We start from the raw sequence: 20,521 nt of genomic DNA on the forward strand, positions 1-20,521 counted from the left end.
GCGACCCCTCAGGACTTGGGTTCCTCGCCCCCATGAAATGGGGGAGAGGTGGCGCGCGAAGCGCGACGGAGAGGGGGGTGCGACGGCAGGAAACGGGGATGGATTCCTGAGAATTCCAAGATTGACCCGATCTAACTCCCTGAAATCATTTGCGTCAAAAGAAAATCTTAGCTTCTTTTCTCCCCCACATTCGCGCCTCCCCCATAATCCTCCCCATCGGCCTCACCGGGAACACGGGTCATGAACCGGATGAGCGTGGAGGGCGACGATGTCCGGGCTGGTGGCGCTAACGGTGGCGCTGCTGGATGATGAATCCCCAAGTCCGGGCCCAGGGTGTGGCTGGCCGCGCGAATGCGGAGGCGAACAAACCCAGGCAAGCGCATCGAACGGGCGGTCGAAGGGCCGCAAGATTTACCAAAACGAGCGCGTCCGACGACCGCCCGTCTTCCCAGGTTCCCTCATCCTGAGCATGTCGAAGGATGACAATGGCCAGACGGCAAAAGCCGGGCGTGGCAAGGACGAAACGCGCGCGCAAAAAATGTTGCCTTGACAATCCGCGCCGCACCGCCGACTTCCTTGAAACGAAGGAGACGAGCCATGCCCGAAGCCACGCGATCGACGATCGACACCGCAGAGGTGGAACGCTTTTCGGCCCTCGCCGCCGAATGGTGGAATCCGAACGGAAAATTCCGCCCTCTGCACAAGTTCAATCCCGTGCGACTGGCCTATGTGCGCGACCAGGTGGCCGCGCGCTTTGGCCGTGATTCGCATCAGGCGCGACCCTTCGAGGGCCTGCGCATCCTCGACATCGGCTGCGGCGGCGGCCTTCTGTGCGAGCCGATGGCCCGGCTTGGGGCCGAGGTCGTCGGCGCCGACGCCTCGGAGACCAATATCGAGGTGGCCAAGCTGCACGCGGCCGAATCCGGCGTGACCATCGACTATCGGGCCACCACCGCCGAAGCGCTGGCGGACGCCGGCGAAAAATTCGACGTGGTGCTCAACATGGAAGTGATCGAGCACGTTTCGGACCCGCAGCTCTACATCACCAAAACCAGCGAACTGGTGAAGCCGGACGGCATCATGTTCGTGGCCACCATCAACCGCACGCTGAAGGCGCTGGGCCTGGCGATTTTCGGCGCGGAATATGTGCTGCGCTGGCTGCCGCGCGGCACGCATCAGTTCAGCAAGCTGGTGCGGCCCGAGGAACTGGAGCAGATGCTGAGCAATGCCGGCATGATGATTACCGACCGCACCGGCGTCACCTACAACCCGCTTGCCGACCGCTGGCAGCGCTCCAGCGACATGGACGTCAACTATATGGTGCTGACGGAGAAGCGGCGGGTCGCCTGACGGGAACTCAGGCCGCCCGCAACTGCGCCTTGGTGGTCATTACCAGACCGATGGAAATCAGCACGGCGCCCAGCCAGGTTTCGAGCCGGTAGCTTTCGCCGAGGAACAGCATGCCTGAAATCAGGCCGATGGCCGCGGCGACATAGCCGATCTGGCTGAGATAGACCGGCCCGCCCACCGCCTGCAGGCGGAAGAACACGGCAAACATCGCCGACGAGACGATCACCTGCGCCACCACCAGCCAGGGCACATCGGCGAGCGGGGCGAAGGGACTGCCGCCCGCGCTGGACGCAGCCGCCACCAGCAGCATCACCGCCGCCGCAAGATGGCTTCCCGCCGCCAGCTGGATCGGCCCGCTGCCCTTTGGCCAGTCGACCGTGCGGTAGACATTGCCGACCGCGAGGCTGACCGGGATCAGAAGGCCGGCGGCAACCCAGATGGGGTCTGCGGGCTGGCTCGCCTCCCCGCGCGTCGTCGCAACCACCAGCGCGCCGACGAAGCCGACGCCGATGCCGGCAAGGCCCAGCATGCTCGGCCGTCGCAGCTTCAGCATCAGCGAAAAAGCCAACGTGAACAGCGGCGACATGGTGAACATGATGCCGGTGAAGCCGACCCCGAGATGCGGGATGGATGCGAATAGCAGCAGGTTCGGGATCGCATAGGACACCGCCGCCACGACCACGAAATAGCGCAGCTTGCGCCGGTCGAGGCCGATGCTGCCGCCGTTCGCCACCAGAGCCGAAAACAGCACCGCCCCCGCGCCGAAGGAGATGACGAAAGCCCAGATTGCCGGCGGAACGCCCGCCGCCGTCGCCATCTTGCCGAACGGCAAGGTGAGACCCAGCAACAGGCCGTTGACCAGCAGCAGGCCGATGGCCGAGTTCCAAAGAGCTTTCATCGCGCTTCCTTAATCGAATTCAGCGCGATCTGACCGAAAAACCGGCAAAGACGAATGCGCCAGCAGGCGGGAATGTGAGGGGCAATGAAAGCGGCCCGCCCGGAACCCGAGGTCGGACGGGCCAGCCGGCATGAGTTCAGTTGCGATCGTCTGGAAACACCGGCAGCGGCATGAAGTCGACGCCGTCATCGGCGAGGCTCTTTGCCTCGTCGGGTGTCGCCTCGCCATAGATGCCGCGCGCCTCGGTTTCGCCGAAGTGAATCTTGCGCGCCTCTTCGGCAAACTTATCGCCGACATAGTCGGAATTCTCGCGGATCTTTTCCGACAGCGCCTTGAGCTGCGCCAGCGCTTCGCGCTGCTGCGCGTTCACGGCGAGCGCGATCTTTTCCTGCTTGCGGCCGGTGGAAACGGCAGGCGCCATCAGCGCCTTTTCCACTTTGTGCGAGCCGCAGACAGGGCAATCGACGAGCTTGCGCTTCTTCTGCGCCTCAAAATCGTCATTGCTGCGGAACCACCCTTCGAACTCGTGGGCGTTATCGCAGGTAAGCGAAAAACTGATCAAGATGCTGCTCCCCGCAGCGGCTCTCCCTCGTTCGCCGTCACGGAACTGACGGAGAATTCGCGTGCATTCTTCAGATTGGGGATCTTGCCGCGCGCGGCGGCCGACAGCGAGGTATCGATCTCGGCCACGATCACGCCCGGTTCTTCGTGGTCGGCCTCGGCGAGGACCCTGCCCCACGGGTCGATGATGATCGAGTGGCCATAGGTCTCGCGGCCGTCCTCATGCTTGCCGCCCTGTGCGGCCGAGATCATGAAAGCGCCGTTCTCGATGGCGCGGGCGCGCTGCAGCACATGCCAGTGCGCCTCGCCGGTCTGGCGCGTGAAGGCGGCCGGAGCGGTGATCACATTGGCGCCTGCAAGAGCCTCGGCGCGGAAAAGCTGCGGGAAGCGCACGTCGTAGCAGATGGCAAAGCCCAGCTTTGCAAACGGCAGATCGGCGACGACAGCCTGCGTGCCCGGCTCATAGGCCGACGATTCGCGCCAGCTCTCGCCGTTGTCGAGATCGACGTCGAACATATGGATCTTGTCGTAGGTGGCGACGGTCTTGCCTTCGGGCGAAAGCAGTAGCGCGCGGTTGGCCAGCTTGCCGTCCTCGCGCACGATCGCCGTCGAGCCGACATGGATGTAGATGCCGAGTTCGCGCGCAAGCCTGGCGGCGGTTGCGGCGACGAGGTCCTTGTCCTCGGTGGTGAAGGCCGTCTGCCGGGCCTCCGCGTCGCGCACCATGGCGCCGGTCATTTCCGGCGACTGCACATAGGTCGCGCCCTTGGCCGCCGCTTCCCGCACCAGTGCTTCGAAGGTCTCGGCATTCTTCTTCGGATCGGTGCCCGACCGCATCTGGATGGCGGCTGCCTTGAATTTGCTCATGATCGTCTCCTCGGGGATCGGCGCTTATGCCAGCGTTCCGGTGGCGAGCAGCCCGTCGAGCCGCCCCTGCGCATCCAGGTCATGCAGATCGTCGCAGCCGCCTACATGGAAGCTACCGACAAAAATCTGCGGGAAGGTAAACCGTCCGGAGCGCTCGATCATTTCCTGGCGCAGTTCCGGCGCGGAGGTCACATCGCGCTCCTGAAAGGCAACGCCCTTCTTTTCGAGCAAACGCTTGGCGGCGCTGCAGTAGCCGCACATGGCACGGGTATAGATCGTTACATCGACCATCATCAACGTTCCCGGCGCAATCCGTCCTGTTCGAGGCGCTCCCTCCGATCAAGCGAAAATGCGCAAACAAATCAAGCCGCCGACGCTCGATATGCTCCGAGAATGGGCATTCCGTGCGCCGGCTATCGTCAGTCTATATAGTCTCTGCCTTGCCGGGCCGGAAGTCCCCCGGCAGCACGCGCGCAAATGTCAGCACGTCGACCGCGCTGGCGCCTCCCTTCTTCAGCGCCTTTGCCACGGCGCCGACGGTCGCCCCGGTGGTGTAGACATCGTCGACCACCAGCACTCGCCTGCCCCGCACCTCGATGTCGCGTTCGGGCGGCACGCGGAACGCGGCGCGCACATTGTCCTCGCGTTCTGCGCGCTGCAGCCCCACCTGCTGGCGCGTGACCTTGACGCGAACCAGCGCCATCGGCGCAAAAGGCAGGTCCGAGAGCTTTGCCACCACGCGGCCAAGCTCGGCCGACTGGTTGAAGCGCCGATGCAGGAAGCGTCGCCAATGCAGCGGCACCGGCACCACCACATCGGCATCGGCCACCAGGTCAGCGCCGGCACGCAGCATCCAGCGCGCCATCCATGGCGCCAGATGCGTGCGGTCGGAATATTTCAGGCCCTGCACCAGCTGCCGGGCCACCCCCGAGTAGGAAACAGCCGCGCGCGCCCGCTCGAAGGGCGGCGGATTGGCAATGGCCTCGGCAGACAGGAAGCCAACCCCCATATCATGGGTGAAGGGCGTGCCCATCACCTCGCACCAGGGCTTTTCGAGAAAGCGCAGCTGCGGCCAGCAATGCGCACAAAGCGAGCCCGGCTGCGAGACATGTCGCCGGCAGCCGGCGCAGACCGGCGGAAACAGCACGCGCGCCGGCCAATCCAGCGCGGCAAGGGCAAGGCTCTTGAATTGCGGCATCGGATCGGCCACGAGGTTCAGGCTGCTTGTCCGACCATAGGCTGGGCGCGGCCACAACATCAAGGATTTCGGCATTGCAGCCTCTGTTCGACACCAAGCTTCTCATCGCCCGCAAGCGCCGCGCCCTGGCGCGCCCAGTTGCAGGCGCCGATTTTCTTCTGACGCGAGTTGCCGAAGAGCTTTCCGACCGGCTCGCGACGGTGGAGCGGCGCTTCGAGAATGCCGTCGCCGCATTCTGCGTCACGCCCGCGGCGCGCGATGCGGTGCTGGCGAGCGGCAAGGCGGAAAAAGTGCTGCGCATCGAGTCCGATGCGGCCTTTCTGGCGGGTGACGAAGGACAGGTCGCAACGCCGGAAACCCTGCCGCTCGAACCCGAAAGCGTCGACCTCGTGGTTTCCCTCCTGGCGCTTCAGGAGGTGAACGACATTCCGGGCATGCTGATCCAGACGCGCCGGGCGCTGAAGCCGGATGGCCTCTTCCTCGCAGCCATGGCCGGAGCCGATACTTTGACGGAGCTGCGCGAAAGCCTGCTTGCGGCCGAGACCGAGATGTTTGGGGGCGTGAGCCCGCGCGTCAGCCCCTTTACCGACGTGCGCGATGCCGGCGCGCTTCTGCAACGCTCGGGCTTTGCGCTGCCGGTCGCCGACATCGATACGGTGACGGTGCGCTACGACCACATGTTCGCGCTGATCCGGGATTTGCGCGCCATGGGCGCGACCAACGCCTTGATCGACCGCTCGCGCCGACCAGCCACGCGGGCCCTTTTTTCGCGCGCGGCCGAAATCTACGCCGAACGCTTTTCGGATCCGGACGGGCGCGTGCGCGCCACTTTCTCTTTCGTCTGGCTGTCGGGCTGGGCCCCACACGCCTCGCAGCAGAAGCCGCTGAAGCCGGGATCCGCGCAGGTATCGCTGGCGCAGGTGCTGGACGAGCACAAGGAGAAGTAGGCCTCGGGCTGGGAGGCCGTGGCTCCGCCGGTTAGTTGCCGGTGGCCTTGAGGGCCTGGATCAGACGACTGTTGTTGTCGCTGAACAAGAATTCGAGGGCATCGCCTGCCTTGCCGACCCCGGCGACGATCGTCAGCGACAGGACCGCGACAATCAAACCGTATTCGACGGCTGTGGCGCCGCGCTGGTCTTTTAGGAATCGCCTGATGAATGATCGCATCGGTTCTCTATCCCTTTGCCGCGACCATAAGGACAAGCCATTAAGAAAGGTTAATGGAACAGCCTTAACGGTGGGTGAACCTGCAAAAACCGCGGTCCGCGCGCCTGTGAGGACAAAATCCCTCAGCAGTTGCCGCGGCGGGCGTCGTTCTCGCGAATGATGCAGACGGCGTTGGGCGAGGCTTGCAGCACGCTGCGCCGGATCGTGTAGTTGGTGGTGGTGCCGCTGATCGAGCCGGTGGTGGTCATGTCGACGCCGGATCGCGCCACCTGCGTGCGGGTGCGGGAGTCCAGCAGGGGAACTGCCAGCAGAGCAAAGGCAACCGCAGCCGTGCCGAACAACAGGGCAACGCGCAGGGCGCCCATGCCGGCTTCCTCGATACTCAGACCGCGACCGCCGCGAACCAGTTCCCACTGCTCCTCGGACTTCATCCGATCATCCCCTTGCGCCAATCGCCGGCGAGGCCAGCGTTGGCTCAATCTTTCACGATCGGTTAAATATTTGCTTAACGCTTTGCCTGCGCCGCCGGCTCCGCCTGCGCCGCGCCCTCCACGGGCCGCGCCAGCCAATTGTAGGCCGCGCCCGCAGCCATAAGCACGGCCGTGCCCACAAACACCGCGCGCATCCCGATGTGTCCACCGACGAAGCCGCCGGCGAGAGGCCCGACCACCTGCCCCGCATATTGCGCCGAAGTCGAGATGCCGAGCACGTTGCCGGCGATCCGATCCGGCACGTTGTGACGGATGACACTTGCGATACAAGGCAACAGGCCGCCCAACGCCAACCCCATAAGGAACCGCAGTCCCACCAGCTGCCAGCCGGACGTGACAAAGGCTTGCGGAACCAGCACGCCCGCAGACAGCGCCAGACATCCGGTTATGACCGCCCAGTGGCCGATGCGATCGGCGAGCTTGCCGAGCCGCGAAGCCGACAGGATGGCGCCGAGTGCGGCCGCCGACATGGCAAGGCCCGACACCATGGTGACCCGGCCAGCGTCCTGTACAAGCTGCGCGACATAGACGGTGATGATCGGCTCGATCGACATGGTGGCAACCATCAGCAACATGCCGGTGGCCAGCATGGCCAGGATCGGTCGCTTGTCGGGGATGGCGGCCCAGCCGCCCTTCTCCTTCGCCGCTTTCTTGTGCCGCGGCCGCGCCTCTTCCCGAATGAGGAAGGTGGTCGCCAGGAAGGTGACGAAGATCACGCCGCCGGCCAGCAGGAAGGTTTCGCGAATGCCGATGAGCTGCGGCAGGGCGCCGCCGATCAGCGGCCCGACCAGATTGCCGGCCATGACGCCCGACGACAGCACGCCAAGCGCCCAGCCCGAGCGCTGCTTGGGCGTCTGCGTGGCTACGAGGATGACGGAGCCTGAGGCATAGCCGCCGGCAATGCCGGCAAACAGCCGCAAACCCACCAGCTGCCACACATTCTGCGCCATGCCGATCAGCGACATGGACACCGCCATGCCGAGGCTGGCGCGGACCAGCATCGATTTCCGGCCATAGCGGTCGCCAAGCTGGCCCCAGAGCGGCGCCGTCAGTGCCGCGGAAAAGAAGGTCGCACCATAGGCGATGCCCGACCACTGCACGATCGATGCATGGTCGGTGACGCCGAGCTGCTCGACATAAAGAGGCAGGAACGGCAACAAGAGCGTCATGGCGATGATGGTGGTGAAGGAGCCCAGCAGGCACACCACAAGGTTTCGCCGCCAATGGACCGATTGGCCGTCGTCGCCGGCCGGCTCTTCGGCCGTCGGCGTCTTCTGCATTCCACTGTCCATGGGTCAGGCCTTTCCGACGATCGCAAAGCCGCGTGCCCTGAGACTTCGGCGATCCTCTTCCAGCGAAGTCAGAAGCCGGTCGCGCGTGTCACGTATGTGTTCGCAGATGGCCTGCGCCGCCGCATCGGCCTCGCGACGGCGGATGAGATCGAGCAGCAGCCGGTGCTCGGCCCAGGCATGGTCGCGCGATTGCTCGGTGCGCAGCTCCAGCCACCGCGCCCGCGACAGCCGAGTCATGGCGCCGGCGACTGCCTTGATCAGGAATTCATTGCCCGAGAGGCGCGCTACCTCGACATGGAAATCGGTGCCGACCCGGTGCCACTCTTCGCGCGGCGCATCCGGCTCGCAGGCATCGAGCAGTTCGGTAACCGCATCGATGTCGACCTCGGAGGCGCGCTCGCAGGCGAGCCGCACCGCACTTGACTCCACCGCCTCGCGGAATTCGGCCAGCGCCGCGATCTCGCCCAGCTCGATCGGCGCAACCATCCAGTTGCGACCGTCGCGGCGCACCAGTTCTTCCGCCTCCAGCCGCACGAGTGCTGCACGCACCGGCGTGCGCGAGCCGCCAAAGCGGCCTTCGAGCCAACGCTCGGTCAACCGCTCGCCGGGGGCGACTTCCAGCGACAGGATCATTTCCCGCAACTGGTCGTGGATCTGCTGCATCTGCGACATGGACACTCCAATCGGCCGCGCGGCCGCATCAGTCAAAGCTTGGATACCATCTTGGGATACCAAACTGGTATCCCATAGCAATCATGCCTGGCATCGGCAAGTGCCGGCTGGCGGGGCTTGCGCAAAAACGGTTGTGGACACTGCTTGACCCGCCATAAATTCAACCGAAACGGAAAGACGATCCGCGTAGTACGGGCCACGGGATCGACCGATGCAGCGACACGCGCCAGGCACTTACCCACCCCTCAACACGTTGAAGCCGGTCTGCGACAATGTCTGGATCGTCGACGGCCCGATCATCCGCTTCGGCCTGCCCTGGCCCAAGATGCACTTTCCGACGCGCATGACCGTCATACGCGTGGGCACTGAGCTGATGATCCATTCGCCGACGCCGCTCGTGCCCGAACTCAAGGCCGAGATCGAAGCAATCGGGCGCCCGCGCTGGATCATCGGCCCGAACCGCATTCACTATTGGTGGATTCCGGAATGGCGGGCAGCCTTTCCGCAGGCGAGCGTCTATCTTGCGCCGCGCGTCGAGGAACAGGCGCGCAGCCGCATCGATTTCGACCATTTCATGCTGGATCGGGACGGCGGCTATCCCTGGGATGCCGACATCGCCACGCTGCGTGTGACCGGCAGCTACATGACCGAGGCGGAATTCTTCCACCGGCCGAGCCGCACGCTGGTGCTCACCGATCTCGTCGAGAATTTCGAGCCCGGCAAGCTGAATTCCTGGTTCATGCGGCTTCTGACCCGGCTCGGCGGCGTGCAAGACCCGGACGGCCAGATGCCCAAGGACATGCGCCGCACCTTCCGGTCACGCCGCCAGCAACTGAAGGAGGCGGTGCAGACGATGCTCTCCTGGAATCCGGAACGCGTGATCCTCGCGCATGGCCGCTGGTACGAACGCGACGGCGCCAGGGAATTGCGCCGGGCCTTCCGCTGGCTGCTCGACTGAAGCGCGAGATTCCAGGTCTGGCCGAGGTTACCCGGCGAAGATCAGAGCAGGTCGATCAGGAAGGGGATCAGCGGCTCGTCGGCCGGCGGCATCGGGTAGTCGCGCATCTGGCGCGGGCGCACCCATTTCAGCGCCTGCCCCTCGCGCGGATGCGGCGTGCCCTCGAAACGCCGGCAGACATAGAGCGGCATCAGCAGGTGAAAATCTTCGTAAGAGTGGCTGGCAAAGGTCAGCGGCGCCAGGCACGCTACCTTGGTCTCGATGCCGATCTCCTCGTGCAACTCGCGGATCAGCGTCTCTTCCGGGGTTTCACCGGGCTCGACCTTGCCGCCGGGAAACTCCCACATTCCGGCCAGCGCCTTGCCTTCGGGCCTCTGCGCCAGAAGCACCCGGCCGTCGGCGTCTACAAGCGCGCAGGCCGCCACGAGAAGGATGCGCTTGCTCATGCTTCGACCTCCGGCGGCCTGCGGTAGTGGTAGCGGTACACCTCGGCGAAGCCGAGCGTCTCATAGAGATGGCGGGCAGCATCGTTCGATGCACCGACCTGAAGCCAGGCCTCGCGCGCGCCGCGCAGCCGCGCCCATTTCAGAGCCGAGCGGACGAGCCGTCGGCCGTGCCCCTTGCCGCGCTCGGCGGGGTCGGTTGCGATCTCGAACAGGCCGGCAAGCTCTCCGTCATGCACGCAGATGGCGGTGGCGAGCGGCCGGCCATCCTCCTCGAGCACGAACAGCCCAGCCTCGGGCCGGATCGCGCCGATGATTTCGGCAAGGCCGCTCCTCTGGGACTCCGGCAGTTCGTGGACCTTGGCCGAAGCAGCGACGAAGCGGCCGATATCCTTGAGCGGAATCTGGTCCAAGGCGTTTTCCACCCCGGCCTGCGCGAGCGGCAGTCGCATGACCAGCGATTCCTCGAACGCGCTCCAGCCCTTCTCGTCGAGATGCCGCGACAGTTCCGATCCCGAGAGCGGCGAGATGCGAAAGGTCAGCGGCCGGCCGCTTGCATCGAAGCGCTGGGCTGCGCGCGCGATGCGTTCGTCGAGATTGCCGACGTCGCTGGGATCGAGCGGATTGATCGAGTTCAGCCGCTTGGCCGAGTGCCCGGCCGTGAGGCGCACCAGCCATGTGCCGTCGTAATGCACGGCGGCAGCCGGCCAAGCGCGAAAGCCCGCCGCCTCGAGGCGGCGCACTTTCGCCAATGCCGGCGTCGGGCGCTGTTCGTCTTCCACGCGGGGTTTTAGCTCCGATAGTCGCCGTTGATGGCGACATATTCCTTGGTGAGGTCGCAGGTCCACACCGTGGCCTTGCCGCGACCGATGCCGATATCGGCACGGATGCTGATATCGTCGCGCTTCATATAGGCCGAGGTTTCCTGTTCCGAATAGTTCGGATCGCGCTCGCCATCGACGGCCAGGCGGTTGTCGCCAAACCAGATCGACAGGCGGTCGCGGTCGGCCGGCTCGCCGGACTTGCCGACGGCCATCACGACGCGGCCCCAATTGGCGTCCTCACCTGCAACCGCCGTCTTGACCAGCGGCGAATTGGCGATCGACAGTGCGATGCGCTTGGCCGAGCGCGCGGACTTGGCGCCGGTGACGGTCACTTCCACCTGCTTGCGGGCGCCCTCGCCGTCGCGAACCACCTGCAGCGCAAGGTTCTTGAGGATCTTGTTGAGCGCGCGCTTGAACTGCGCGAGACGCGCGTCCTTGGCGTCGGTGATCTTCGGCGCGCCGCGCTTGGCCGCAGCACCGGTGGCGAACAGCAGCAGCGTGTCGCTGGTCGAGGTGTCGCTGTCGACCGTCACGGAGTTGAAGGTGGGCGCAACGCCCTTGGAAAGCAGCGCCTGCAGCGCAGACGCCTCAATCGGCGCGTCGGTGGCGATGAAGGACAGCATCGTCGCCATGTCGGGCGCGATCATGCCAGCGCCCTTGGCGATGCCGTTGATGGTCACATCGACATCGCCGAGCTTCACGGTTGCGGTGGCCACCTTCGGATAGGTGTCGGTGGTCATGATCGCCTTGGCGGCTTCGGTCCACACTTCGGCCTTGGCGTCCTTGACCATGCCAGCCAGCAAATGGCTGAAGCGGTTGGCGTCGAGCGGCTCGCCGATCACGCCCGTCGAGGCCTGGAACACCTCGCCCGGCGTACAGCCGGCGGCAGCGGCTGCGGCCTTGCCGGTCATGCTCGTGGTCTCGCGGCCCTTCTTGCCGGTGAAGGCATTGGCATTGCCCGAGTTCACGACCAGGACGCGTGCCTTGCCACCGGAGAGGTTCTCGCGGCAGAAATCGACCGGCGCCGAGGGGCACTTCGAACGGGTGAACACGCCGGCAACCGCCGTGCCCTCGTCGAACACCATGGCCAGAAGGTCAGTGCGGTTCTTGTACTTGATACCGGCTTCGGCAGTGGCGATGCGCACGCCTTCAATGGCCGGCATCTTGGGATACTTTTTGGGCGCGAGGGGGGAAATCGTCTCGGACATGGGACCTCGTCAGGCGTAGAGCGCAAACCGAGGCCCCGTTTGCCCCATAGCGCGAAACCGCGCAAGGCGTTTTCGCGCATCAATACCTAGCAGCGGCGGGGATTGATGAAGCCAGAGAACAGCTTGTGCACGCCGGGAATGAGCCCCCAGACCATCGACGTCACCATGATGGGCACGATGATCAGCGTGCGCTGCCAGATCGACCAGCCTTCGGTCAATGGAGACACGACGTAAAGCAGCGTGGTGATGAGCGGATAGACGCCAAGCAAAACGAGCAATGCAAAGCGCGGGCGGGAAAAGCGCGAGGGGGCAGGAGCAGTCATGGCAACCTCAATCGAAACGGAACGTTCCGTTAAATAAAACGGACCGTTTCGTTTCGTCAAGCCCCTGTGCTATGCTGCCGGAAAAGAAAATGAGGGGGCTCGGAAGTCCGGGCGCAATGGCATGACCGAAACCACAGACGAAACCCGCCGCTCCATTGGCGCGCGCCGCAATCCGGCCAGCGCCGACGCCATTCGCGAGGCGGCCGAAGCCGTGCTGCTGGAGGCTGGCTACGCCGGCTTCTCCATCGAGGCGGTGGCCCGCCGCGCCCGTGCTGGCAAACCCACCATCTATCGCTGGTGGCCGAGCAAGGCGGCCCTGCTGATCGACGTCTACCAGCGCCAGAAGCGCGTCGACAATCCGGACACCGGCAATCTCGAGGACGACCTGGCACAGTTTCTGCAGTCGCTGTTCCAGCATTGGCGCGAAACGCCCGCCGGCAGCATTTTCCGCTCCGTCATTGCGGAGGCGCAGACCGACGAGGCGGCCGCAACGGCACTCACCGAATATGCACACAACCGCCGCGCCCACACCGGGCGCATGGTGGCCCGCGCCATCGAACGCGGCGAGGTGCGCGCCGATGTCGAGCCCACCGTGGTGGCCGACCTTGTCGCCTCCTATGCGTGGGTGCATCTCCTGACCGGCCGCATCACCGAGGACGAGGCGACCACGCGGGTCGCCATCCGCGCCATCGTCCACGGCATCCTAGCTGCGCCGACAGGCTGACAGCAGCAACCTCAATCCAAAAGCTGGACCGCCTTTTCCGGTGGACTGAAACATTGCGCGCGAAGGGTCTTCCGGCCCAGCCTTCACCATTCAAAGCAAGGATCATTTCATGACGGAACTGTCGGAACGCGCCGAAACGGGATGGGCCGACTTGCTGGCCGACGGCAGGCTGCCGCGCTTTGCCCTGATTTGCCTCGGCATCTGGCTGAACGCCGCCGACACGCTGGTAACCGCCACCATCATGCCGAGCGTAGGTGCCGAGCTTGGCGGCTATGCCTATTTCAGCTGGGCGGTGGCCGGCTTCCTGATCGGCGCGATCCTGGCAGGCGCAAGCGCCGGGCGCCTTTCCGAAATCCTTGGCCTGCGCCTTGCCACCACCATAGCCGGCCTGGTGCTGGCCTTCGGCTGCGTGCTCAGCGCGGCCGCACCCGACATCGGCGTCTTCCTTATCGGCCGCCTGCTGCAAGGCATCGGCTGCGGCTGGATCGCCGGCTTTGCCATGGTCGCCATCGCCGTTCTGTTTCCCGAGCGGCATCTGGCGCGGGTGTTCGCTTCGGTTTCCGGCGTCTGGGGCATCGCCACGATCCTTGGTCCGCTGTTTGGCGGCATTTTTGCCCAATCCGGCGACTGGCGCCTGGTGTTTTGGCTGTTTGCGGCACAGGCGCTGATCTTCGGCGCCGCCGCACCCTTCCTGCTCAAGGGCACCGTGAAGTCGCAGGGGCATACCGGCGTGCCCTGGCTCCAACTCATCACGCTGGCGCTCGGCGTCAGCGCCATTTCGCTCGCCGACACGATTCCCCAGCCGGCGATCACCATAGCGCTCGTCGCGGTTGGGCTTGTCGTCCTCGCGCTCGTCCTGAAGATCGACGGCAAGGCCAGAGTGCGACTGCTGCCGCACCGCGCCGGCGACCTTCGCACCATCTGCGGCTCGGGCTATGCGGCCATCTTCGCTCTGACCGCTTCTTCCATGGGCCTGACCGTCTACGGCCCGGCGATCCTGCAAACCTTGCGCGGGCTGTCCCCGCTCATGGCGGGTTATGTCGTGGGTGTGCAGGCCCTGTCATGGACGCTGGCAGCCTTCACGGTTGCCGGTGTGACCGGCCGAGAGGGTGAAATGCGCTGGATCCGGCGGGGTGCGGCCTGCATCCTAGCCGGCGTCACGCTGCTCGCTCTCCTGATGAAGAGCGCCCCGCTTGCACTGGTAATCGCCGCCGCGGTGGTGGTCGGAGCCGGCTTCGGCTTCTCTTCGAGCCTGATGAACCGGCGCATCCTGGGCGCCTTGGCCGACGAGGACCGCGCCATCGGCGCTTCGGCCTTCATCGCGGTGCGCCAGTCGGGCGGCGCGGTGGGCGCCGCGATTGCCGGCGCGACGGCAAATCTCGTCGGCTTCGGCGCCGGACTGACGGTCGCCAGCGCGGAGGCCACGGCCGTCTGGGTCTTCGTTACCGCCTTGCCGATGGCAATCGCCGGCTTCTTCGCAGCCCGACGGCTGACCGGATCGGCCGTAAAGGCCTGACCCGACAAGCGACCAAAAGAAAAAGGCAGCGCACGCGGCGCTGCCTTTTCGATTTTCTTGTGGGGACATCGCCCCGACAAAGAACTTACTTCGACTGGTCGATCTGATCGACGGCCTTCTTGAGGTCCGGATCGGTCACGTCAACCTTGGCGTTGCCGCGCAGCGACTTGACCAGCTCGAAATACTTGTCGCGCAGCAGCAGCGAACGGATCTGAGCCTTGACCTGGTCGAATGCCGGCGGCTGCTGGGTGCGCTTGTCCTCGACCTTGATGATGTGCCAGCCGAACTGGGTCTTAACCGGCTCCTTGGTGTAGGAGCCCGGCTCCAGCGCGAAAGCGGCCTTCTCGAATTCCGGCACCATCTGGCCGGGGCCGAAATAGCCGAGGTCGCCGCCATTGGCGCCCGAACCCGGATCGCTCGACTTCTCCTTGGCGAGGTCTTCGAACTTCGCGCCGCCGTCGAGCTGCTTGATGATCGCCTCGGCTTCTTCCTTGGTCTTCACCAGAATGTGACGGGCGTGAACCTCGTTGACCGGCGGTGCTGCGGCGATTTCCTTGTCGTAGCGGGCGCGGATCTCATCGTCGGTGATCGCCTTCGACACTTCCTTCTCGACGACTTCGCTGTGCAGCGCGCGGTCCTTCAGGAACTCCATGCGGCGCTGGAAGTCGGGATTCTTGTCGAGCCCCTTGGCTTCGGCTTCACCGGCCAGGAGACGGATTTCGATGACGGCGGAAAGGGCCGCAGCACGACGCTGCTCGGCCGGAAGCCGCGAAAACTGTTGATCAAGATCGCTTTCGGCAACCTGAAGATCACCTTCGGTGATGGGCTTGCCGTTGACGGTGGCGATGACGGCAGCGGGGTCGACGGGCTTGGCCGGCGCCTCGGCGGCGGGCGGCGTCTCCTGCGCAAAAGCCTGCATGGCAGCCGGCGCAGACAGCGCAAGCATCACGCCCAGGCTGGCAAGCGAGGCGCGTCGGAACGAAAAAGGCATCAGAAATTCTCCAGTGGGTATGGATGAAACCTTCAAGTCAGCACAAATAAGGCCGAATTAGGCGCGGGCAAGAGCAACGCTGCCACGTTGACATCGCTTGAGCCCCCTCTTATCTGTCCTTCGACTTCGCGTCCAGAACCCTTTTCCGGGCGCTTTTCGGTGTTACCTTCTAAGATGAACCTTGGCGGGTTCCGCCGGCACCCTGTCGGCAAGTTTCGAACTGAAAGGCCTTTTGATGGTCAGTCTCGGCGGCATCGCCCGTAAGATTTTCGGCTCCTCCAACGATCGTCGCGTGAAAGCGACCCGGCCGCGCGTCGCGGCTGTCAACGCGCTCGAGAACGAAATGCGCGCGCTTTCGGATGATGAGCTGCGCGCCCTCACCACCAAGTTCCGCGAAGAACTCGCCAATGGCGCAAACATCGACGACTACGTGGTCCCGGCCTTTGCGGTGGCCCGCGAAGGTGCCCGCCGTGCGCTCGGCATGCGCCCCTTCGACGTGCAGCTGATCGGCGGCATGGTCCTGCATGACGGCGGCATCTCCGAAATGCGCACCGGTGAAGGCAAGACGCTGGTGGCCACCCTGCCCGTCTATCTCAACGCGCTGACCGGCAAGGGCGTCCACGTCGTCACCGTCAACGACTACCTCGCCAAGCGCGACTCCGAGTGGATGGGCCGCATCTACAAGTTCCTCGGCCTCACCGTCGGCGTCATCGTGCACGGCATGAGCGACGAGGAACGCCGCGCGGCCTACGCCTGCGACGTGACCTACGCCACCAACAACGAGCTCGGCTTCGACTATCTGCGCGACAACATGAAATATGAGCGCGCCCAGATGGTGCAGCGCCCGCACAATTACGCGATCGTCGACGAAGTGGACTCGATCCTGGTCGACGAAGCGCGCACGCCGCTCATCATCTCCGGTCCGCTCGAAGACCGCTCCGAGATGTACAATACGGTGGATGGCTTCATCAAAACGCTGCTCCCGGCCGACTATGAGGTCGACGAGAAGCAGAAGACGGCGATCTTCACCGAAGAGGGCACCGAGAAGGTGGAGAACGTGCTGCGCGACGCCGGCCTGCTCAAGGGCGAGTCGCTCTACGACGTCGAGAACGTCGCCATGGTCCACCACGTCAACAACGCGCTGAAGGCACACCAGCTCTTCCAGCGCGACAAGGACTACATCGTCAAGGATGGCGAGATCGTCATCATCGACGAGTTCACCGGCCGCATGATGCCCGGCCGCCGCTATTCGGAAGGCCTGCACCAGGCGCTCGAGGCCAAGGAGCACGTGCAGATCCAGCCCGAGAACCAGACGCTGGCCTCGGTCACCTTCCAGAACTACTTCCGCATGTATGAGAAGCTGGCCGGCATGACCGGCACGGCCTCGACGGAAGCGGAAGAGTTCGGCAACATCTACGGCCTCGAAGTGACCGAAGTGCCGACCAATCTCCCCGTCCAGCGCATCGACGAGGACGACGAGGTCTACCGGACCGTCGAGGAGAAGTACAAGGCGATCGTGCGCGAGATCCGCGAGGCCCATTCCCGCGGCCAGCCGACGCTCGTTGGCACCACCTCGATCGAGAAGTCCGAGCATCTGGCCGCGCGCCTGCGCAAGGAAGGTTTCAACAATTTCGAAGTGCTGAACGCCCGCCACCACGAGCGCGAGGCATCCATCGTCGCCCAGGCCGGCAAGCCGGGCGCGATCACCATCGCCACCAACATGGCCGGTCGCGGCACCGACATCCAGCTCGGCGGCAACGCCGAGATGCGCATCGCCGAAGAGCTGGGCGATATGCCGGAAGGCGCGGAGCGCACCGCGCGCGAGCAGGCGATCCGCGATGACATCGCCAAGCTCAAGGAAAAGTCGCTGGCTGCCGGCGGCCTTTACGTCATTGCCACCGAGCGTCACGAAAGCCGCCGCATCGACAACCAGCTTCGCGGCCGTTCCGGCCGTCAGGGCGACCCTGGCCGCTCGAAGTTCTTCCTCTCGCTGCAGGACGACCTGATGCGCATCTTCGGCTCCGAGCGCATGGACGGCATGCTCCAGAAGCTCGGCCTGAAGGAAGACGAGGCCATCATCCATCCCTGGATCAACAAGGCCCTCGAAAAGGCGCAGAAGAAGGTCGAGGCGCGTAACTTCGACATCCGCAAGAACCTGCTCAAATATGACGACGTCCAGAACGACCAGCGCAAGGTGGTCTTCGCCCAGCGTCTCGAGCTCATGGACGGCGAGAACCTCTCCGAGACCGTCGCCGAAATGCGCCAGGACGTGATCGACGATCTCGTCGCGAAGCACATTCCGGAAAATGCCTATGCCGAGCAGTGGGATTCCGCTGGCCTGAAGGAGGAGGTGCAGCAGTACCTCAATCTCGACCTGCCGATCGAGGAGTGGGCGCAGGAAGAAGGCATCGGCGAGAACGACATCAGCGAACGCATCACCGAGCGCGTTGACGCCGCCGCCGCCGACCGCGCCGAGCGCTTCGGTCCCGAGGTAATGGCCTATGTCGAGCGTTCGGTCGTTCTGCAGACGCTCGACCATCTGTGGCGCGAGCATCTGGTCAATCTCGAGCATCTGCGTTCGGTGGTCGGCTTCCGCGGCTATGCCCAGCGCGATCCGCTGAACGAATACAAGTCCGAATCCTTCGAGCTGTTCCAGGCCATGCTCGGCAATCTGCGCCAGGTGGTGACGGCACAGCTGATGCGCGTCGAGCTGGTGCGCGAGGCTGCCGAAGCTCCGCCGCTGCAGGCGCCGGAGACTTTTGGCCAGCATATCGATGCCACCACCGGCGAGAACGATTTCGCCGATGGCGACACCATGGTTGCGACGGCCGTTCTGGAAGACACCCGCGTGGTGGCTCCGGAAGACCGCGATCCGAAGAACCCCGCCACCTGGGGCAAGGTCGGCCGCAACGAGGCATGCCCCTGCGGCTCGGGCAAGAAATACAAGCACTGCCACGGCGCTTTCGCCTGAGGCTTCGCTTAAGCGGAAAAGTTCGAAACGGCGGCCCAGTGGCCGCCGTTTTGGTTTCAGGCTTGCCGAATTCAGATGGACAGATAGTTGCCGATCTCGGCCTTGATGCCGTTCTGCGCCAGGAACTCCTGCGGGTCGAAGTTCATCTTGCGCTGCATCGCCTGGACATTGACCTTCGCCGGCGCCAAAGCCGCCGCATCCTCCCACTCGACGATGGTCACGATATGGTGCTCGTTCCCGGCAGCCTGTTCGAGCAGCATGTCCTGCAGAAAGCCCGGTTGCGTGCGAAGCACTTCATGCGTCTGCCGCACCCTGTCGAGAAACTCCGCTCGCACCGAAATGGGGACCGCGAACCTGTCCACCCTGTAGATGCGCTGTGATTTGCTTGTATTGCCGGGCATTGATCTCTTCCTCTCGTTACGTTGACGAACGAGGCTCTACGACCTCAAGTTAAGTTGAGGTCAAGCGAAGATTTCAACCACCACGTGACGCCCGCTCGGGCAGCATGAACAGCGCGCCCGAACCGTTTCTTAAAGAGTTTGGCTTATCGCGGATGGGTAATGTGCAAGATCGGAGTCTAGTGCGTGCGCTTTTCCGCGGCAACGACGGCTGAGCGTCTCCTGCCCGCGCCGCTGGCCGGCGCACAGATCGTCAGCAATCCAGCGACGGCTACGACCATCGTGTTCGCCGCCGTTGCGGGCTTTCCTGCACCGTCTAGCGCAGGCTTGGTATCGACCTTCGTGCCCGCCGCACAAGCGCAGGAGGCCTACTGATGGCGGCAATCCCCCTTCTGGAGGAAACCAGCGGCGGTCCTGCCGGAGCGATGATCTCCGGCTTCGTCGGTTTCGGCAGCCGGGCCGCCGATCCGGCGCACGAGGAACTTTTGGCCAGTCATCGCCCGCCACGCCGGCTGGCGATCTACCCGGCCTCGGCCGGCTTCGACCTGATCGAAGAGCTGGATCATCTCTGCGCGCGCACGATCGAGCCCAACATCTTCTTCAACCCGCGCTTCCTCGCGCCGGCCATGCCGCGGCTGGAGGACCGTGAGGTGCGCCTCGCGGTGATGCGCGACGGCAATGAATACCGCAGCCGCCTGCGCCTGCTGCTGCCCTATTCGATCGAAAGGCCGAACGTTCCGCTCGGCGTTCCGATTCTGCGCACCTGGGCGAACCCGTTCGGGCCGCTCGGCACGCCGCTTATCGACCGCGACGATCCCGAAGGCGTGCTGGAAGATTTCTTCGACATACTTTCGCGGCCGCATCTGAAGCTGCCGAAGGTATTTGTGCTGCCTGACATGATGCTGGACGGAACCGTGGCAACCGTGCTGCGCCGCGTGGCCGAAACGCGCGGCCTGACCATTACCACGACCAACGAGGTCGAGCGCGCCTTCCTGGATAGCGAGCTCGAAGGCGACGACTATCTCAAGGCCTCGCTCAGGCAGCACCATTACCGCGAGTTCCGCCGGCTGAAGCGGCGGCTGGCCGAGCAGGGCAAGCTCGAGCACGTCGTGGCAAGAGGACCGGACGAGATCCGCGAAGGCGTCGAGACCTTCCTGACCATCGAGGCCGCCGGCTGGAAGGGCCGTCGCCGCACGGCCATGGCCGTCGACCGCTTCCAGGCCGCTTTCGCGCGCGAAGCCATGCATCGCCTGGCTGAACGCGATCTCGCCCGGGTGCACTCGCTGAAGCTAGACGGCGAGACCATCGCCTGCCTGCTCGTCTTCATCGAGGCCGGTGTAGCCTACACCTGGAAGACGACATATGACGAGCGTTATTCGGCCTTCTCGCCGGGCACGCTGCTCATGATCGAGGTGACCAAGCAGCACCTCGACGATCCCAACGTCATGGTGAGCGACTCCTGCGCGAGGCCCGACCATCCGGTGATGAACCGGCTGTGGTCGGAGCGGCGACGGATAGGAACCATCCTGGTCGGTCTGACCCCCGACGCCGACCGTCTCACGCGGCAGGCGGCCTCGCAGTTCCACCTTAATCGCGAAACGCGAAACATCGCGCGCCTGGTGCGAAATCGGGTGCGCAGCCTGCTCAAGCGGCGCTGACGCCGCTCACG

24 protein-coding genes are annotated in these 20,521 nt (G+C 64.7%); 9 read left to right on the forward strand and 15 right to left on the reverse strand.

The window, feature by feature from the left end; genetic code table 11:
- The first annotated feature begins 268 nt into the window (after nt 1–268).
- Together C7I85_RS30720 and ubiG are read left to right on the forward strand one after the other, a co-directional pair.
- Nucleotides 269–550, forward strand: a complete 282-nt coding sequence (locus tag C7I85_RS30720) for a hypothetical protein (RefSeq protein WP_146148980.1) — start codon at nt 269–271, stop codon at nt 548–550.
- A 47-nt stretch (nt 551–597) separates the two neighbouring features.
- Nucleotides 598–1,350 carry a bifunctional 2-polyprenyl-6-hydroxyphenol methylase/3-demethylubiquinol 3-O-methyltransferase UbiG gene (gene ubiG, locus C7I85_RS27060; protein ID WP_106727117.1) on the forward strand — a complete coding sequence of 251 codons (753 nt, stop codon included), beginning with the start codon at nt 598–600 and terminating at the stop codon, nt 1,348–1,350.
- 7 nt (nt 1,351–1,357) lie between these two features.
- Here the strand turns inward: ubiG and C7I85_RS27065 are convergent, their stop codons facing one another.
- The 5 genes from C7I85_RS27065 to C7I85_RS27085 form a co-directional block, all read right to left on the reverse strand.
- Nucleotides 1,358–2,248: a DMT family transporter gene (locus C7I85_RS27065; RefSeq protein WP_106727118.1), complete on the reverse strand. Its 891-nt coding sequence runs from the start codon at nt 2,246–2,248 to the stop codon at nt 1,358–1,360.
- A gap of 136 nt (nt 2,249–2,384) precedes the next feature.
- Complete coding sequence (locus C7I85_RS27070) at nt 2,385–2,810, reverse strand: DUF1178 family protein (protein WP_106727119.1); 426 nt, start codon at nt 2,808–2,810, stop codon at nt 2,385–2,387.
- A complete protein-coding gene (locus tag C7I85_RS27075) occupies nt 2,807–3,676 on the reverse strand; it encodes a carbon-nitrogen hydrolase family protein (RefSeq protein WP_106727120.1) in 870 nt (289 codons plus the stop codon). Before C7I85_RS27075 ends, C7I85_RS27070 begins: the two co-directional genes overlap by 4 nt.
- A 24-nt stretch (nt 3,677–3,700) precedes the next feature.
- Entirely contained in the window at nt 3,701–3,967 is a 267-nt protein-coding gene (gene grxC, locus C7I85_RS27080) for a glutaredoxin 3 (RefSeq protein WP_106727148.1), read from the reverse strand.
- Between the two features lie 133 nt (nt 3,968–4,100).
- Nucleotides 4,101–4,886, reverse strand: a complete 786-nt coding sequence (locus C7I85_RS27085) for a ComF family protein (protein WP_106727149.1) — start codon at nt 4,884–4,886, stop codon at nt 4,101–4,103.
- 62 nt (nt 4,887–4,948) lie between these two features.
- Here C7I85_RS27085 and C7I85_RS27090 point away from each other — a divergent pair, with 62 nt between their 5' ends.
- Nucleotides 4,949–5,821 carry a methyltransferase domain-containing protein gene (locus C7I85_RS27090; protein WP_106727121.1) on the forward strand — a complete coding sequence of 291 codons (873 nt, stop codon included), beginning with the start codon at nt 4,949–4,951 and terminating at the stop codon, nt 5,819–5,821.
- 31 nt (nt 5,822–5,852) lie between these two features.
- On the opposite strand, the gene C7I85_RS27095 is transcribed toward C7I85_RS27090, so the two are convergent.
- The 4 genes from C7I85_RS27095 to C7I85_RS27110 form a co-directional block, all read right to left on the reverse strand.
- A complete protein-coding gene (locus tag C7I85_RS27095; protein ID WP_106727122.1) occupies nt 5,853–6,041 on the reverse strand; it encodes a Flp family type IVb pilin in 189 nt (62 codons plus the stop codon).
- Between the two features lie 122 nt (nt 6,042–6,163).
- Nucleotides 6,164–6,472, reverse strand: coding sequence for a hypothetical protein (locus C7I85_RS27100; protein ID WP_106727123.1), 309 nt, complete (start codon nt 6,470–6,472; stop codon nt 6,164–6,166).
- A 74-nt stretch (nt 6,473–6,546) separates the two neighbouring features.
- Nucleotides 6,547–7,812: a multidrug efflux MFS transporter gene (locus tag C7I85_RS27105; RefSeq protein WP_106727124.1), complete on the reverse strand. Its 1,266-nt coding sequence runs from the start codon at nt 7,810–7,812 to the stop codon at nt 6,547–6,549.
- 15 nt (nt 7,813–7,827) lie between these two features.
- Nucleotides 7,828–8,496: a GntR family transcriptional regulator gene (locus C7I85_RS27110; protein WP_106727125.1), complete on the reverse strand. Its 669-nt coding sequence runs from the start codon at nt 8,494–8,496 to the stop codon at nt 7,828–7,830.
- Between the two features lie 211 nt (nt 8,497–8,707).
- Between C7I85_RS27110 and C7I85_RS27115 the strand changes: the two genes are divergently transcribed.
- On the forward strand, nt 8,708–9,454 hold the full coding sequence (locus C7I85_RS27115) for a DUF4336 domain-containing protein (protein WP_106727126.1): 747 nt from the start codon (nt 8,708–8,710) through the stop codon (nt 9,452–9,454).
- Nucleotides 9,455–9,495: 41 nt separating this feature from the next.
- Here C7I85_RS27115 and mutT read toward each other — a convergent pair whose 3' ends face one another.
- The 4 genes from mutT to C7I85_RS27135 form a co-directional block, all read right to left on the reverse strand.
- Nucleotides 9,496–9,900 carry an 8-oxo-dGTP diphosphatase MutT gene (mutT, locus tag C7I85_RS27120; RefSeq protein ID WP_106727127.1) on the reverse strand — a complete coding sequence of 135 codons (405 nt, stop codon included), beginning with the start codon at nt 9,898–9,900 and terminating at the stop codon, nt 9,496–9,498.
- Nucleotides 9,897–10,679 carry a GNAT family N-acetyltransferase gene (locus C7I85_RS27125; RefSeq protein WP_245445128.1) on the reverse strand — a complete coding sequence of 261 codons (783 nt, stop codon included), beginning with the start codon at nt 10,677–10,679 and terminating at the stop codon, nt 9,897–9,899. Before C7I85_RS27125 ends, mutT begins: the two co-directional genes overlap by 4 nt.
- Nucleotides 10,680–10,687: 8 nt before the next feature.
- Entirely contained in the window at nt 10,688–11,929 is a 1,242-nt protein-coding gene (argJ, locus tag C7I85_RS27130; RefSeq protein ID WP_106727129.1) for a bifunctional glutamate N-acetyltransferase/amino-acid acetyltransferase ArgJ, read from the reverse strand.
- A gap of 86 nt (nt 11,930–12,015) precedes the next feature.
- Nucleotides 12,016–12,252 carry a hypothetical protein gene (locus tag C7I85_RS27135; protein WP_106727130.1) on the reverse strand — a complete coding sequence of 79 codons (237 nt, stop codon included), beginning with the start codon at nt 12,250–12,252 and terminating at the stop codon, nt 12,016–12,018.
- 121 nt (nt 12,253–12,373) lie between these two features.
- Here C7I85_RS27135 and C7I85_RS27140 point away from each other — a divergent pair, with 121 nt between their 5' ends.
- Together C7I85_RS27140 and C7I85_RS27145 are read left to right on the forward strand one after the other, a co-directional pair.
- Nucleotides 12,374–12,976, forward strand: coding sequence for a TetR/AcrR family transcriptional regulator (locus tag C7I85_RS27140; RefSeq protein ID WP_106727131.1), 603 nt, complete (start codon nt 12,374–12,376; stop codon nt 12,974–12,976).
- Nucleotides 12,977–13,085: 109 nt separating this feature from the next.
- Nucleotides 13,086–14,492, forward strand: coding sequence for an MFS transporter (locus C7I85_RS27145; RefSeq protein WP_106727132.1), 1,407 nt, complete (start codon nt 13,086–13,088; stop codon nt 14,490–14,492).
- An 85-nt stretch (nt 14,493–14,577) separates the two neighbouring features.
- On the opposite strand, the gene C7I85_RS27150 is transcribed toward C7I85_RS27145, so the two are convergent.
- Nucleotides 14,578–15,483, reverse strand: coding sequence for a peptidylprolyl isomerase (locus C7I85_RS27150; RefSeq protein WP_106727133.1), 906 nt, complete (start codon nt 15,481–15,483; stop codon nt 14,578–14,580).
- A gap of 235 nt (nt 15,484–15,718) precedes the next feature.
- Here C7I85_RS27150 and secA point away from each other — a divergent pair, with 235 nt between their 5' ends.
- Nucleotides 15,719–18,454, forward strand: coding sequence for a preprotein translocase subunit SecA (gene secA / locus C7I85_RS27155; protein ID WP_106727134.1), 2,736 nt, complete (start codon nt 15,719–15,721; stop codon nt 18,452–18,454).
- A gap of 71 nt (nt 18,455–18,525) precedes the next feature.
- On the opposite strand, the gene C7I85_RS27160 is transcribed toward secA, so the two are convergent.
- On the reverse strand, nt 18,526–18,855 hold the full coding sequence (locus tag C7I85_RS27160) for an antibiotic biosynthesis monooxygenase family protein (protein ID WP_106727135.1): 330 nt from the start codon (nt 18,853–18,855) through the stop codon (nt 18,526–18,528).
- Between the two features lie 183 nt (nt 18,856–19,038).
- Here C7I85_RS27160 and C7I85_RS27165 point away from each other — a divergent pair, with 183 nt between their 5' ends.
- Nucleotides 19,039–19,227, forward strand: coding sequence for a hypothetical protein (locus C7I85_RS27165; protein ID WP_106727136.1), 189 nt, complete (start codon nt 19,039–19,041; stop codon nt 19,225–19,227).
- Entirely contained in the window at nt 19,227–20,510 is a 1,284-nt protein-coding gene (locus tag C7I85_RS27170; RefSeq protein WP_106727137.1) for a GNAT family N-acetyltransferase, read from the forward strand. Before C7I85_RS27165 ends, C7I85_RS27170 begins: the two co-directional genes overlap by 1 nt.
- The last annotated feature ends 11 nt before the right edge of the window (nt 20,511–20,521 follow it).

The sequence above is a fragment of the Pseudaminobacter soli (ex Li et al. 2025) genome (genome assembly GCF_003012705.1).
GTDB classification, from domain to species: Bacteria; Pseudomonadota; Alphaproteobacteria; order Rhizobiales; family Rhizobiaceae; genus Pseudaminobacter; species Pseudaminobacter soli.